This is a genomic window from Terrisporobacter hibernicus, from assembly GCF_020809405.1.
Classification (GTDB): domain Bacteria; phylum Bacillota; class Clostridia; order Peptostreptococcales; family Peptostreptococcaceae; genus Terrisporobacter; species Terrisporobacter petrolearius.
In genome coordinates this window covers 384,608-400,491 of record NZ_CP081135.1, presented here as the reverse complement: position 1 = coordinate 400,491, position 15,884 = coordinate 384,608, and the positions used below count along the sequence as shown (strand labels likewise).

14 protein-coding genes and 1 riboswitch are annotated in these 15,884 nt (G+C 30.5%); of the genes, 10 read left to right on the top strand and 4 right to left on the bottom strand.

The window, feature by feature from the left end:
• Positions 1-3: 3 nt before the first annotated feature.
• The 5 genes from acrA (at position 4) to JW646_RS01955 (ending at position 4,714) form a co-directional block, all read left to right on the top strand.
• Positions 4-1,110 (top strand): acryloyl-CoA reductase electron transfer subunit beta, encoded by a 1,107-nt coding sequence (acrA, locus tag JW646_RS01975; RefSeq protein WP_228416387.1) that lies wholly within the window; start codon positions 4-6, stop codon positions 1,108-1,110.
• Positions 1,111-1,226: 116 nt separating this feature from the next.
• Positions 1,227-2,582, top strand: coding sequence for a branched-chain amino acid transport system II carrier protein (brnQ, locus tag JW646_RS01970; protein WP_228416386.1), 1,356 nt, complete (start codon positions 1,227-1,229; stop codon positions 2,580-2,582).
• 23 nt (positions 2,583-2,605) lie between these two features.
• The gene (locus JW646_RS01965; RefSeq protein WP_074917958.1) at positions 2,606-3,082 is read left to right on the top strand and encodes a beta-alanyl-CoA:ammonia lyase; all 477 of its coding nucleotides are present in this window, start codon (positions 2,606-2,608) and stop codon (positions 3,080-3,082) included.
• 45 nt (positions 3,083-3,127) lie between these two features.
• Positions 3,128-3,505, top strand: coding sequence for an acyl-CoA hydrolase (locus JW646_RS01960; protein ID WP_228416385.1), 378 nt, complete (start codon positions 3,128-3,130; stop codon positions 3,503-3,505).
• A gap of 27 nt (positions 3,506-3,532) precedes the next feature.
• A complete protein-coding gene (locus JW646_RS01955) occupies positions 3,533-4,714 on the top strand; it encodes a CaiB/BaiF CoA transferase family protein (RefSeq protein WP_148557426.1) in 1,182 nt (393 codons plus the stop codon).
• Positions 4,715-4,840: 126 nt separating this feature from the next.
• On the opposite strand, the gene JW646_RS01950 is transcribed toward JW646_RS01955, so the two are convergent.
• The 3 genes from JW646_RS01950 to JW646_RS01940 all read right to left on the bottom strand — a co-directional run bounded on the left by JW646_RS01950 (position 4,841) and on the right by JW646_RS01940 (position 8,075).
• Complete coding sequence (locus JW646_RS01950) at positions 4,841-5,701, bottom strand: MerR family transcriptional regulator (RefSeq protein ID WP_228416384.1); 861 nt, start codon at positions 5,699-5,701, stop codon at positions 4,841-4,843.
• A gap of 313 nt (positions 5,702-6,014) precedes the next feature.
• Positions 6,015-6,842: a sensor histidine kinase gene (locus JW646_RS01945; RefSeq protein WP_228416383.1), complete on the bottom strand. Its 828-nt coding sequence runs from the start codon at positions 6,840-6,842 to the stop codon at positions 6,015-6,017.
• 495 nt (positions 6,843-7,337) lie between these two features.
• Complete coding sequence (locus tag JW646_RS01940) at positions 7,338-8,075, bottom strand: LytR/AlgR family response regulator transcription factor (RefSeq protein WP_228416382.1); 738 nt, start codon at positions 8,073-8,075, stop codon at positions 7,338-7,340.
• Between the two features lie 541 nt (positions 8,076-8,616).
• Here JW646_RS01940 and JW646_RS01935 point away from each other — a divergent pair.
• From JW646_RS01935 to JW646_RS01920, 4 genes are all read left to right on the top strand, one after another.
• On the top strand, positions 8,617-9,075 hold the full coding sequence (locus JW646_RS01935) for a hypothetical protein (RefSeq protein ID WP_228416381.1): 459 nt from the start codon (positions 8,617-8,619) through the stop codon (positions 9,073-9,075).
• A 95-nt stretch (positions 9,076-9,170) separates the two neighbouring features.
• Positions 9,171-9,629 (top strand): hypothetical protein, encoded by a 459-nt coding sequence (locus JW646_RS01930; RefSeq protein ID WP_148557431.1) that lies wholly within the window; start codon positions 9,171-9,173, stop codon positions 9,627-9,629.
• Between the two features lie 228 nt (positions 9,630-9,857).
• The gene (brnQ, locus tag JW646_RS01925) at positions 9,858-11,171 is read left to right on the top strand and encodes a branched-chain amino acid transport system II carrier protein (protein ID WP_228416380.1); all 1,314 of its coding nucleotides are present in this window, start codon (positions 9,858-9,860) and stop codon (positions 11,169-11,171) included.
• A gap of 303 nt (positions 11,172-11,474) precedes the next feature.
• On the top strand, positions 11,475-12,329 hold the full coding sequence (locus tag JW646_RS01920) for a lysozyme inhibitor LprI family protein (protein ID WP_228416379.1): 855 nt from the start codon (positions 11,475-11,477) through the stop codon (positions 12,327-12,329).
• Positions 12,330-12,479: 150 nt separating this feature from the next.
• On the opposite strand, the gene JW646_RS01915 is transcribed toward JW646_RS01920, so the two are convergent.
• The gene (locus JW646_RS01915) at positions 12,480-13,724 is read right to left on the bottom strand and encodes a voltage-gated chloride channel family protein (protein ID WP_148557434.1); all 1,245 of its coding nucleotides are present in this window, start codon (positions 13,722-13,724) and stop codon (positions 12,480-12,482) included.
• A gap of 155 nt (positions 13,725-13,879) precedes the next feature.
• Positions 13,880-14,056: riboswitch (Lysine riboswitch) on the top strand.
• A gap of 275 nt (positions 14,057-14,331) precedes the next feature.
• Here JW646_RS01915 and JW646_RS01910 point away from each other — a divergent pair.
• Positions 14,332-15,783: an amino acid permease gene (locus JW646_RS01910; RefSeq protein WP_228416378.1), complete on the top strand. Its 1,452-nt coding sequence runs from the start codon at positions 14,332-14,334 to the stop codon at positions 15,781-15,783.
• Positions 15,784-15,884: the final 101 nt, after the last annotated feature.

Below are 15,884 nucleotides of genomic sequence, written 5' to 3'. Positions count from 1 at the left end.
AATATGAAGTTCAATAGTTCTTGTATAGAAGAATTTAAAGATATTTGGGTATTTTGTGAACAACGTCATGGACAGATGATGAACACGAATTTTGAGTTAATAAGTGAAGGACGTAAACTAGCTGATGAAAGAGGTTCAAAACTTATAGGAGTAATCCTTGGACATAATATAGGTCATCTTGGAAAAGAACTTGGGGGTTATGGAGCAGACAAGGTAATTATTTGTGATGATGAAAATCTTAAAGAATATACTACAGATGCATATGCAAAGGTATTTTGTGATGTGGTAATGGACAAAAAACCAGAGGTTGTATTAATAGGTGCATCTAATATAGGAAGAGATTTGGCACCAAGATGTGCAGCTAGATTACACACAGGGCTTACAGCAGACTGTACACACTTAGATATAGATATGAATAATTATGTTGATTTTATAGAAACATCTTCCACACTTGATTTGTCAAAGACAAAATTCAAAATGGAAGATACAAATTTGAAAATGACAAGACCTGCCTTTGGTGGTCACTTAATGGCTACAATAATATGCCCTAGGTTTAGACCTTGTATGTCAACAGTTAGACCAGGTGTTATGAAAAAAGGTGAGTTTAGTGAAGAAAAGGCAAAAGCTTGTGAAGTGGAAACATATCCAGTTAGCCTTTGTGAAGATGACTTACAAACAAAGGTTTTGGAAGTTGTAAAAGAAGCTAAACAAATAGTTGACCTTATAGGAGCAGAGGTTATTGTTTCTGTAGGACGTGGAATTAGCAAGGATATTGAAAAAGGGATAGAACTTGCTAAGGAACTTGCAGATGCTTTTGGTGGAGGAGTTGTAGGAGGTAGCCGTGCTGTTATAGATTCTGGCTGGTTATCAGCAGATCACCAAGTAGGGCAAACAGGAAAAACAGTTCACCCAAAAGTATATGTGGCTTTAGGTATATCAGGTGCTATTCAACACAAAGCAGGTATGCAAGACTCAGAATTGATTATCGCAATAAACAAAGATGAAAAAGCACCAATATTTGACTGTGCTGACTTTGGTATAAGTGGAGATTTATTTAAAATTGTTCCAATGATGATAGAAAACATAAAAGAAGTTAAAAACAATAAATAAATAAGTAAGCAATAGATGTATGAGGGTAGATATGTGACACTAGTTATCTAATTGCAAATCCATATTTAATACCTTTGTAGCTTTAATATTTAAATATTAGATTTATGGAGGATATAATGAATAATTTAAACAAAAATGGAGATTTGAAACTACCAGCTTTATTTATGATGGGTGGAGCATTGTTTTCTATGCACTTTGGAGCATCCAGTATGGTTTGGCCAATGAACTGGGGAAAAGAAAGTGGTTCTTCTGTATTAATAGCATTTGCTGGAGCATTTATTACATCATTGTTACTTACACTACTTGCTTATATTGCATTATCACGAGGAAATGGTAGTTATAGTAAAATTGCAAATCGTGTTTTAGGTAAAAAGTTAGGAAAATTTTATACTATACTAACAATTGTTATACTAGGTCCACTATATGCTATACCTCGTATGAGTGCAGCAGCATGGGACTCAGTAGTTCAAGCTTTTGGACTAAATCCACAAGCTAAGTTACCTCTTATTATATTTACAATACTATTTTATTTAGTAACTTATGTGTTTTTAATTAGTCCAGGAAAAACAATGGATCGTATTTCTCAAATTTTATTTCCACTACTTCTTATTATAGTAATAATTGTTGTAGGAAAAGGACTTATAGATCCAATATCAACACCAGTAGCAAAATCTTATGAAGGTTCAGCCTTCTCCTATGGTTTTACTAATGGATATGCAACAGCTGAAATACTTTGTGCCCTAATATTTGGTGTGGTTATTTTAAACTCACTAAAAGAAAAGGGCGTATCAGAAAAGCGTATGAGCAAAAACATTATTAGAGTAGGCATAATAGGTATTGCACTTTTAACTATTACACATCTATGTCATATGCTAATAGGTGCTTCAACAGGAGGCCAGATAGATTTAACTTATACAGCTCTTTATACTGAAGTTTCCACACAGTTACTAGGAAAAGCTGGTGGAATATTATTCTCAGTAGCACTATTCTTTGCAGCTCTTACTACTGCAATAGGAATGACTTCTGGATGTGCAGAATTTTTCTTAGACATAACACAGGGAAAAGTTGATTACAAGAAGGCATCTATTTCAATATTAATCCTTAGTACAATATTTGGTTGTATGGGACTTTCATCAATCCTTGCATTTTTAGGACCAATACTTGATGGAATATACCCAGCAGCAATAGTACTTGTAATATATTATGCTCTTGTACCAAACAATCAAGATGAAAGAAAATTAAAAATATGTTCTTATGCAATGATAACAGCATTAATATTTGGTGCTATTGATACAATTTACGCTTATGGAATTAAATTAAATATAAATTTAGGTTTTTTAAATAAGTTCTATGAGGCACTTCCTCTATCTTCAGAAAAGCTTGCATGGTTTCCATGGACAATGGCAGTTGTTATTATTGGAAGTTTAATAATCATATGCAAGAAAGAAAAGATAGAAGATGTTGCTAGCTAAAAAAATTATTTGGAGGAGTTATTATGAGAAAAGTATCTTATTTAAGTTATAACATGACAACTGCAGATGCAGCTAATCCAGATGGGTTAATATCAATTGGACGTCAGTTTGATTTTATAGGTGACGTTGAAACAGAGGAAATGATTTTATGTGATGGTGATGAGTCACTTTGCTTAGGATATCACGATGTAAAATGTTACAAAGATGTTTATGTGGGAGATATGGTAGATTACAAAGCCACATTAGTTAAAGTTGGGAATTCTTCTCGTGACTGTAAAATAGAAGTTTACAAACTTGCTACACCAGCATTTCGTGAAGGAAAAACAGATTGTAAAAAAGGTGATATGATCTGGTTTGATGAGCCAGTACTTTGTACAGAAGGATATGTACGTTTAGTAGTTAAAAAACACTTACAACGTGGAGAACAGCCAGAAGGATTAGTTACAGATCCATGGTTCCCACTTGATGATTTTCCAGAGGAAGCAGAAGCTGAAATATAAGTTTTAAATTTAAATAAAAAATAATATGAAAAGGGGAGTTAGATTATGAATGAACAACAGACAGCAACATTTCGTTATAGAATGTCAAATAGAGATGTTTTTTATCTAGGTGGATTAATAAATGGAGCAAGAAATATTACTCTTATGAACGATGCAGCAGTAAGACTAATGGCTAAGGTATTTGGAAATACAGGTCATTGTGTAGAAGTTAAAAAAATACGTTTATATACACCATCTCAAGCAGGAGACTATATGGAGTATATAGCAAGAACTAAACAAATAGATGGAAACAAAGCACTAATTGAAGTAAGAGCTTTTAAAGTTATAGAAGTACCTAAAGACCCACCATTCCCAAGTTCTATAGATGTACTTCCAGAGCCAGTACTATCTACAGTAGGACAATTTGTTTATGAAACTTTTTAAAATATGAGGTAAAGGAGGGCGATAATCATGAAAAAAGCACTGGAAGGATTAAAAGTTGTAGATCTTACTTCCGCATTAAATGGACCATTTTGTACAATGATGTTAGCTGACTATGGAGCAGATGTTATAAAAATAGAACCTGTTAATGGGGACCAATGTCGTGAATGGGGCCCAATAGATGACAAAAGTGGAGAAAGTGGTTTTTACTGCTATGTAAATCGTAACAAAAAAGGTGTTACTCTTAACCTTAAATCAGAAAAAGGTAAAAAAATGTTTTATGACTTAGTTAAAGATGCAGACGTAGTTGTAGAAAACTACAAAGGAGGAGTTACAAAAAGACTTGGAATAGATTATGAGTCTGTAAAAAAAGTAAATCCTTCTATAATATATGCATCAGGTTCAGGATTTGGGCAAAACAGTCCTATATCTCATAGAGCTTGTTATGACATAGTGGCACAAGCCATGGGTGGAATGATAAACCTTACTGGTTACAAAGAAACTAATCCAGTAAAAGTTGGACCTTCTATTGCAGACCACGTTGCTGGAATTTATTTAACAGTTGGTTTATTAATGGCACTTTATAATAAAGAAAAAACTGGTCAGGGACAGCTTGTGGACGTAGCAATGATAGATACAATATTTAGTTTACTTGAAAATGCCCTTGTTAACTATACAGTGGGAGGAATTATACCAGAGCGTAATGGAAATATAGATCCTTCAATAGCACCATTTGATGTATTTGAATGTAAGGATGGATTTGTTGCTGTAGGAGTTGGTAACGACAGACTTTTCGAAAAATTCTGTAAAACAATAAATCATGAAGAGTTATTAGAAGATGAAAGATTTACAACAAATGATTTACGTTGTAAAAATTACGTTCCAGATTTACAAAATTTAATTGGTCAGTGGTGTAAGGATTATACTAAAAAAGAAATGGAAGACATTATGGACAAAGCAGGAATACCATGTGGACCTATTTTAAATGTTAAGGAAGCTATTGAACATCCACATATTCAAGCACGTGAGATGATGGTACACTGTGAACATCCAACTGCAGGAGATCAATATTTCCAAGGATGCGTTATGAAACTTTCCGAAACTCCAGGTAGTGTAGACACACCAGCACCTCTTCTTGGTCAACACAACGCAGAAGTATTTGGCCTAAGTGAAGAAGAAGTAAAAGCATTAAAAGAAGAAGGCGTAATATAGATTTCCCTTATACTATTTATAATAGATTAAATAAAAGAGAAGTATTCATTTAACAAAATGATATACTTCTCTTTTTGAGCAAGGTCGTTGCCTGAAGCGCCCACCCAGTGGCTAAAGGGTCCCGATTTATACCTTTTCTATAGGAATTATTATCTTTGTTACATGTTCATTTGGATTATTTACATCAAAAGGAGATATAATAAACTCTTCGGAAATATTACCCTTAATATTGTATCCATTTTTATTAAGATACTGAATCATTTTTATATGTGTATTTATTATATTTGAATAATCTCCCACATGAACAGTAGTTGCTGCTGTAAATCCACCAAACTTCTTACAATTACAAGATTCAATAGGAGCGTCCAAATACATACCAAATTCAATTTCAATATCTTTGTATAAAAACTGTTCTAAAGGATTTGAATAATAAGTAACAAGGATAGAGCCTTTATTTTCTATATTTATTTTGTTAGACAAGTTTATAAGCTCAACCCATCTTTCTAAGGAAACATCCTTGTTTGAATAATTTTTCATAACTTTTTTTGTGTAAAATAAGTAAGACGGAGGAATTTCCTCAATAGTTATACCTTTTGATTCAACCTCGTCTTTTGAGTACAAACATAATAAATCAACGCCCTTTTTTAATCTTTGAGAAAAAGTACAGCCCTCTGTATATTTTTGTTGTAGTTTTTTTATTTCCCCGGAAATTTCGACTAATTTCGAATCAACACTTTCTTCTAAAATATGTGCTTTATTATCATTTATAATATTATGAATTTCCTTTAACCCAAATCCCAGCATTCTAAGTTTGCGAACGATGCAAATTGTTACCATTTGTTCCTTACTATAATATCTATAATTACTTTCTGAATCCCTAAAAGAAGGTATTACTAATTTTATGGAATCATAGTATCGTAAAGTTTTTATGGGAATATTGCAAATTTTCTCAACTTCACCTATGGAATATCTTTCTTGTAACTTCATATATAGATCCCCCCATGAGTATTGTGAAATGTATTTAATATATTTTGGAAATATTTATTGTTAATAATTAGATTAGTATATATTAAATTATAGCACAATTGTATGGGTGAATAAAAAATAACTATTCGAAATTATGAAAGAAATGAATGATAATTAAAAAATAAATCAAAAAATCCTATAAATGTACATAATACACCAATAGGATTTTTTATATTTTTGAGCAAGGTCGTTGCCTGAAGCGGTAGCGAAGGCATCTCGTTGGCGATATGAAGTGTAGCGCCCACGCAGTGGCTTAAGCGAAGCGAATTTGTACCTAGCAATTATTTATAAATAAAATAGTAGAAAACCAGCCATTTTCATAGGTACAAGATAAGCTGGAATTATACTTTTTCGTAAAGGCGTTTACAGAGCGCATACCTACACCATGACCCAGGGAAGATGTAACAGGAAGATTATCTTTGCCAAAGGTCACTTTCCCATCAAACCTGTTTTTTATTCTAAATGCTAAAGTTTTATTGGAGTATTTTGAACTTATTTCAATAATCTTATCTTCCTTAGAGTTTTGCTTTAAACTTGCATGAAGAGCATTTTCCATAAGGTTCAAAATAACAACGGCCAAGTCTGTAGTATCAATATTTAATTCACAAGGAATATCTATTTTTGTAATTACCTTAATGTCTTTTTCAATTGCTTTTTCAATATAAGCAGACAAAGAAGCATCAATAATAGGGTTTTTGCAAAAGGAAATTATTTTAGTTTCCTTTAGATTGTTATCAATATTATCAATAATATTATTAATTTCATGATAATTACCTTCATCTAACATGGTTTTTATTAAGTATAGTCTGTGTCTCATGTCGTGTCTAAGTATGCTTAAACTTTCCTTATTTCTATCAATATCTTGTAAGCGATTATTTAAGTCAGAAACCTGAAGCTTAAGTAGTTGATTATTGTGAATAATGTCAGCTTTGCTTTTCTTTTCTGTAAAATAAATAGTGGTGCATCTAAATATGGCCAAACAAGCAATAATTGATAGTAAACGAGATACTATATGGTTAATATCTATTACCCACTTATTATTAACTGTTAGTATTATATCGCTAAAAAAAAGACAAAAGGGTATAATCCATAATATATTCAAATAATGTGACATATCATCTTTCATATAAATCTTAAAAGTGTTTTTAAGTAATTTAATAATAGGACAAATAGTAATTGTAAATAAAAGTAAATACAGTATGGATTGTAAGAAAAATTCGTAGTAAACTGTTTTACTTGGCAAAAAGTATGATTGTATAAAGGTTATTATAGTATATAAAGATAATGTATAAATTAATTGCACACATGTAATAAACATATGATAAAAAAATTTTGAATTAATTATTACACAATTAATTAATATAAACATAAAAGGTAGCCAAGTAACAACCCTTTTAAAAGTGAAAATACTTACATTATATTTATTAATCAATAGATAAAGTATAATAACTTCTAAAACAAAAAATGCTAAATATGTAGCAAATAGTAAATACCTTCTATTTATATTAAGGTCTTTGTGAAAAGGCAAATATCTTATGATAATACCTGGAATTTGTCCTAAAAAAAATGATATAGAAACAATAATAGTATCCATATGCTAGACGCCTCTTTTCTTTAAAAAATATTCAAAATAAATATCTTTAATAGTAGATTTTCTACGTTTACTAATAGGAAGGATTTCTCCATTTGTTAACACAAAATCATCATTTTCTATCCTATCTATATAATCCATGTTTACAACTATACCCCTAAAACATTCAATAAATCTTTTATCACTAAGCAAGATCTCTGAGTAATTATTTAAACTTTTGTGAGAAACAAGAGTAGTGTTTATCATATGAAACTTACTAATTCTGCGCTCACAATCTACAAACATAATATTAGAAAAAAGTAAATTTACTGTTTTTTTATTAATGATTATGTCTAAAGAAGATGTGTCCAATTTTAAATTTTCCAAACAATAATCAAGAGCAGTAAATAGTTTATCCTTGTTAAGTGTAATAGGTTTTATAATGTAGAACACTGCTTTAACTTCGAAACTATCAAGTACATGATCACTACTTGTAGTCAAAAAAATTATATTACAAGATTTATCAACGTTGAAAATCCTTCTGGCAGTTTCCATTCCTGTAATGTTTTTCATATAAATGTCTAAAATTATAATGTCATAATAATTTGGTTTAAAAACTGATAAGAAATCTTCCCCACTTTCAAACTCATGAATTTTCAAATCTATATTATCTAGTTTTGTAAACCTGGCTGAAAAGAACTCCTTTACTATGTTTTTCACATCAGTTCTATCTTTTGTTAAATCGTCTATAATAGCTATTCTCATATTACCCCCATAATAATTAGAAAACTTCATATAAATTTTACCATAAAATGGTATCTGGGTGCAAAATATTGTTTCTGGGTACAAAAATATGGAAATACTACAAAAAATTGATTATTATTTTTGTATAGTTACTAATAAGTTATCTAAAAAATATATTAATAATGTACATATTAGTTATGGGGGTTTCTAATATTTGTGCAATAATATATTTAAAGTACTAGGAGTAACTAATTATGGGGATTATAACAGGCTATTGATGAATTATTAATGATCTATGGGGATTAGAAGTCAGATTCATTTTTAGCTAAAACTTTTGAAATTTAGGGGTCAAGTTGAACCAAGGGGAAGTACATGAACGGCAAGTGAAAGGAGTTATTGCAAATGGGGATTGGCAATAGCTCCTTTTAGTTTGCTCATTTTAAATTTTAAAACATTGTATAAAATATTTTGGGAGAATAATTGTTTATAAATCTAGCAAAATAAATAAATACAGCAAAATTAAAGAGAAAATCATAAGTTTTGATTAGAGGAGGATAATAAAATGAGCAAAGAAATAATAATTGGTATTATAATTGTAGTTGCTTTGTTTGGTATATTCTCTTTTGGCACAAAGTATGTAGAAAATCCCCAATCACAAAACATGAAAGACAGAGTTGAAGACAATGTAAATTCAACTAATAAAAATAAATCTTTTGGATTTGAGTTAGTGCCAGAAACACACAATGAAAAAGAACTAGAGTTTTTAAATATTTATAGACGCACTATTATAGAGTACCTTACTAACAATGGTATAGACCTACAGGACTTATGGATTTCCGTTCATTATGGTGGCCTAAATAGAGGAAAATCTTATATGCTAATTAACATAAGAACATATAACAACGAGGGAAAAAAGAACCTTATAAAAGAGTTATTTGTAAAAGAAAACTTAGATATGCTGTTTAGTGGATCAAACTATGATGTATGGCTAGATAGTATAGACAACTACAATATAAAATAAATTTATATTAAGCTATGATTTATACAAAAATTTGCAGCATTTTTCAGAAGTGATATAATTAAATTGGCACTATAAATTATAAGGAGATTAAAAATATGTTAAAAGAGATAAGAATAGGGGAAAAATTTTCTTACCTAGAAAAGGATTACAGACTATGTTGTATGGGTGAGGGAAATTTTGATACTGCTGAAAAAACTCTGCAATATTTTTTAGGAAATTTAGAAGATGAAGAAAAAACCATGATAGGCTTTGATGAAAAGGACATAAAAAGTGTTTTCAAAGCTTGTGGTAAAAAAATTATTTACTTCTATGAAGATATGGAATTATATAGTGAAGAAAGAATTGAATTTATAAAGGAAATGAGAGCAAAGTTTCCAGATTGTGTTGTACATATTGTAATGAGTAGTAAAAAAGAATGTAGTTTACATGATGTTCATGAAAGATGTAAAGAAATGATAGAACTTAATGAAAAACTAGGTGGAGAAATGTACTTACACGACGTTGTAAACAAAAACTTGGATGAAATTTCTACAAAAATAGTGGTCGGTATGTAGAAATAAGTAATATGAATGCTTTGAAGGGGCGCTTTAATAAAAATGCACCCTTCATTGGTAGGAACTGTTATTATGTATTTTATAATAATGGTTAAATTAATGTTAAAAATCACTCCTAATGATAAGAATATGTTAAAAAATTCAGAAATTATAGACGTTTCAAACAAATAACAGTATAATTTTTTTTAATTAAATAAACACAAATGAATTTTTTAAGGGGGCTTTAACATGAAAAGGCAGAACAAAGACATCATCGTAGTTGGATTTGCACTATTTGCAATGTTTTTTGGAGCAGGTAATTTAATCTTTCCACCATACCTTGGAGTAGTAAGTGGTAGTGGATGGATGACTGGATTTACAGGTTTTATTATTGCAGACGTTGGATTAGCATTACTTGCAATATTGGCAGCAGCTAAGTGCCAAGGAGATATAAACGCAGTACTGGGAAGAGCTGGGAAAACGCTATCACTTATTCTGGCAACAGCAATAATGATTTGCTTAGGACCACTTTTAGCAATACCTAGAACAGGTGCAACAACATTTGAAATGGGAATACAACCAATTTTTAGTGGATTCAACCCAATTGTATTCTCCGTAATATTCTTTGGATTAACACTTGTACTTACAATCAAACCATCTAAAGTTGTAGACATCATAGGACAATATTTAACGCCAGCTTTGTTAATAGCATTAATATTTTTAATAGTAATGGGTGTAGTATCACCACTGGGTGATTTAAACGAAGCACCAGTAATAAGCAATATATTTGCAGAAGGAATATCTCAGGGATATCAAACAATGGACCCACTGGGAGCAATAGCATTATCTGCAGTTGTAATTATATCTCTTGGTCAAAAGGGATATACTGAAGAATCACAAAAGATAAAATTAACACTGCAAGCTGGATTTGTAGCAGCAGTAGCTTTAGTTATAGTATATGGAGGTCTAACATATTTAGGTTCAACTGTTGCCCATCAATTTGCAGGAGTTAACCCAGCAGACATAAACCAGACTTCTCTAATAGTTAGTATAACAGAGCAACTATTAGGCAAACCAGGAAAAGTAGTTCTAGCAGTGATCGTTGGACTAGCATGTTTAACAACATCTATAGGACTTGTATCAGCAACAGCCCAATACTTTACTAAAATAACTAAAGGTGCGCTAAAATATGAAACTGTAGTTATTGTTGTATGTATATTTAGTGCAGTAGTATCTAACTTTGGTGTAAGTACTATAATACAATTCTCAGCACCAATATTATCAGTTATTTACCCTGCAACAATAGTTTTAGTAATAATGACTTTATTTGGGCATAAAATTAATAATGACAATGCATTTAAAGGAGCAACATATGTGGCACTACTTGTAAGTATTCTTACAGTAGCAAATAGCATGGGCTTTGAAATTGCATTTATAGATAAATTACCACTTAGTAGTTTAGGATTTAACTGGATTATTCCTGCATTTATAGGAGGTATTATAGGAAGCTTAATACCACATAGAAAAGGTCAGGAATATGACAGGATGGATGACGCCTTATAAACATTTTAAATACTATACAATAAAGAAGTCTGAGAGATTTAATTTTCTCTTAGACTTTTTTACATGTTAGGAATTATATCTGAATTTACGCTGCTAATAAACTATGGAATGAACATGGAGTACAAGTTAGTAATAGCAATGGTTACAAAGGGGTACACAAAAATGTTACCCCCTTTGAATTTTAGTATTTGATTATTGTAAACAATATATTAATTCCAAAAAATGTATAGATATTCAACAAAATATTTAATATAATTAATATGTATAATAGAAATATTTGTAAAGCAAGAAGGGATTGAGTAGATGAAAAAAATAATAATAATGGTATTAACTATATTATGTTTATTTGTTGTAGGATGCAGCAAAAAAGAGGATACTTCATCCTATGATAAACATTTAGGTGATGGAATAATAGCAGCGGCTAATGAAGAGTATGATAAAGCGAAAGAATTGTTTAGTTTAGCAAAGGATGAAAAAAGTAATGAAGCAGAAGCATATGCACTTTATAATCAAACAAATAATTTAATAGAAGCAATTGATTCTAAACAAAAAAAGCACTATGATATTGCAATACAGCTTTGCGCATCTATAGAACAAATAGATAGTAAAAGTGACATAATAAAAAGTGCAGCAAAAGATTTAAAGAAAAAGTGTGAAGACTTTAAGCAAAACCCTAGCAAAGCAGAAAAAGAAGAAAAGAAAGAAAAAAAAGAGAAGAAAGAAAAAATAGAAAAAAAAGAAAAAAAGGAAGCAGCAAAAGATCAGCCTAAAGAAGAAAGCAAAACAGTTAAAAATATTAAAAGTGATTATAAAAATAAAGCTGATAAGGCAAAAGATTTGGCAGCTAAAGAAAATGGTATTTATAAATACCAAGGAGAGTTAATAAAGATTCTAAGATCTTATAATATGAAGGATGTTGAAAGTGCAAAAGCAGTTTATGAGCTAAGCGATGAAATGTTAAATAATTTATATAAAGATTTAAAAACTAATTTGGATAAAAATTCATTTAAAAAGTTGAAAAAAGACCAAAATAGGTGGGTAGAGGAAAAAAGGGCAAAAGAAAAAGGTTTAAGTAAGGATAAACTTTTTATGTACCAAAGTCTTGCCACAGTTACTATAAATAGATGTGAAAAGTTCAACGAAAGGTATTATAGATAAGAATACATAATAATTATTTAAATATAGCAACTTCAATAGCTTGAAGTTGAAGGATTATAAAAAGGCAATAACTGGTGTATCATACACTGGTTATTGCCTTTCTTATTTCAATATAACAATGTCTTATGACTATTTTTTACTGTATAGAATTTAATCTTCTATTAGTTCGTTTCTCTGAGCTGTGTATATGGTGCTTCTTCCAGAAAATACATAACTAATAGCACATGCTACAAATAAATATCTAATATCTATTCCTCCAAATAACTCAACACCCATTATAAATGATGCTATAGGCGTTCTTGTAGCTCCTGCAAATACTCCTATCATACCAACACCTGCCATAAAAGAAATTGGCAAATTCACAATAGAGCTAAGAGCATTTCCTAAGGTTGCTCCTATTACAAATAATGGTGTAACTTCTCCACCTTGGAAACCAGATCCAAGAGTAATAGCTGTAAGCACAAGCTTTATAATAAATGCACCATAAAAAACTGGTGATTGAAAAGCATTATTAAGTAAATCTAAACTAAGACCTAAATACTGTCTATTTCCTATTATAATAATTGCTACTATAATAACTAATCCTCCAACAAAACTTTTCAGTGAAGTATTTGGAAATTTATTTGCAAACACTCTTTTTAGATAATGTGTAAGTTCTGCAAATAATTTGCTTGTAAGTCCAAATAATATGGAACATATTATAATTTTTATAAAAACAATATTATCAAAACCTACATTTGCCATATGGTAATTTGTATGGTGTATATTAAAAAGTTCAGATATATATGTACCTATGTAACTAGAAATTAAACAAGGGATAATAGCCTCATATCTCATTTTTCCTACGGAGTGAACTTCTAAACCAAATACTGTACCAGCTATTGGAGTTCCAAATACTACACCAAAACCACTACTTACACCACTTATTATAAGGATATTGTAGTCTATATCTTTTAATTTTAGTATTCTTCCCAGGGTTGCAGAGATACTAGCACCAATTTGAACTCCTGTTCCTTCCCGCCCTGCTGATCCACCAAATAAGTGTGTTATAAATGTTCCAAACAATACAAGTGGTGCCATTCTACTTGGAATGTAACCCTCACAGTTGTTTATTTGTTCTATTATAAGGTTGTTACCCTTTGCAGAATCTTTTCCGTATTTAAAATATAGAAAACTTACTAAGGCTCCTCCTAGGGGTAATAAATATAATAACCAGGGATGATTTTCTCTAGTTGTTGTTGCATATTCTAAGCTTTTTAAAAAAAATGATATTACAACTCCAACAGATATTCCTGAGATTATTGATAGAACAAACCATTTTACAAAATTGTTAAATGTAATTTTGCTTTCTTTTGCATGTCTTATTAAATTTTTAATGTTGTCCACCTCTTTCATACTGTATACAAATTTATTATATCAAAAAATTGTCTTGTTTATATATGTGACTTGTAAAAGCAAGGCTATTTGTTAAAAATAATTAAATAACTAAAAATCTATTTACAAATTTACTTTAAAAATGTATAATCATAACATAAATTTAAATGAAGTATAAAAAAGATAGAGGTGCGGTAATTAATAGTACTAGTAATGAGTAAAAGCAGGAGGATTTACTAAGAAAGGAAGTATCGCCGAAGTTGTATAATTGAAGCTGAAAGGTTGTACGGCTGGGGATGCAGAGAATATCTGTATCACTGTCACAAATTATTTTGTGGTGAGCTATCATTTAAGGGATAATATATACCTAAATATACTATATTCATATTAGTGTATTTTTGTATTTACGTAGCCTTGAGTGTAAAGCTCAAGGCTTTTTTACATGTGTGGAAGTTGAGTGCTATGAGTTTATAAATAATATGTAATAACCAACTTGCAAACTATGACAAGGTTGTTGACAGAGAATAGAAAATACATCTCCTTGGCCATATGAAGTGTTTCACTAATACGTCATTCAAGCCAAGCAAATTTTTTATATGGGAAATATTTAATGTAGAGGAGAGACATCATGGGAGAAAATAAAAAAATTAAACTATGGGCATTAGTAATGCTTATATTTGTTCCTACTTTTAATTTTACTAATATAGCAAGTAATGCAGTATATTTAGGGGCAACTGCTATACCTTCATGGGTGATAGTATCTGTACTATATTTTTTACCACTTTGTGGAGTTATAGCTGAAATGGCTTCTTTTAACAAAGACAAAGATGGGGGAATTTATACTTGGGTAGAACAAGCAATAGGTGAAAAATGGGCCTTCATAAGTACATGGTCTTATTTTATAGGGATACTTTTCTATCTACAAATGGTATTTTCTAGAATACCTGTAGCAGCATCTTGGGCTTTACTTGGAAGAAATGTATTTACTGATTCCAATGCTTACTTGTTACCAATACTATCAATATTTATATGTATAGCCATGACATATATAGCAACAATAGGAGTTAGCAAATTCTCTAAGTTGGCTGATTTTGGAGGGAAATTTACTCTAGCAGCAACAGTAATATTTGTAGTAATGGCTGTAGTTGGGTATTTTAACGGGACACCTTCTGCAACTGAGTTTAGTGTGGAGAGTGTTGTTCCAAAATTTAATGTAAGTTATTTCTCAACTTTTTCTTGGTTACTATTTGCAGTATCAGGTTCAGAAGTTGCAGGAACATATATAAAACAAACAGAAAATCCTAAAAAGACATTTCCAAAAGCAATGGTTATAGCAACTATACTTATAGCATTATCATATATACTTGGTTCTGTGGCTATACAGTTAATAGCATCGCCAGATGTTTTGGAAAGTGCAGGCATAAAAGACGCAGGTTATGTGGTTTACAGTATAGTAGCAAACAACTTTGGAATAAACGGAAAAATAGTAGCTCAAATATATGCAGCAATATTCTTAGTAACATCAATAGCAGCTTATATAATATGGATGGAATCTCCAATAAGAGCAATGTTTGGAGAAGTTCCAAAAGGAACATTCCCAGAATTCTTAGTTAAGAAAAGAGAAGATGGAACATTAGTAAACGCCCTATGGGTTCAATGTGCAATATTAATAGTACTAATAGCCATACCACTGTTTGGCCTAAAGTCTATAGATGCATTCTTCAAATTGTTAACAGACTTATCAGCTTTAACAGTTGTTATACCATATATAATCCTGATGTTTGCATATATGTCATTTAGAAAAAATAACAAAAACATTGATTTTAAATTCTTTAAATCAGATGTACTTGCATACACTATGTCAGGAATAGCTTTAGTATTATCTTGTACAGGATTCTTGGGGGCAGGACTTGACTATGTAGTTGGATCTAGTGGAACGGAAGCAATTTTACTAATAGTGAAAACTTATGGTGGACCATTAATCCTTATAGCTATGGGACTTGTTATTAGATTTATGTCACAAAAGTCTTATAATAAATCTAACAAAAGTAGATTGGAAGATAAGAAAAAGGCTGTGTAGGATCTTTGATGAAAAATAAATAGTGATAATTGAAAGTAATTAAAAGACTTGGACTTTGTAATGGAAAGTCCAAGTCTTTTTTACTTTTAAGGAAATTACAT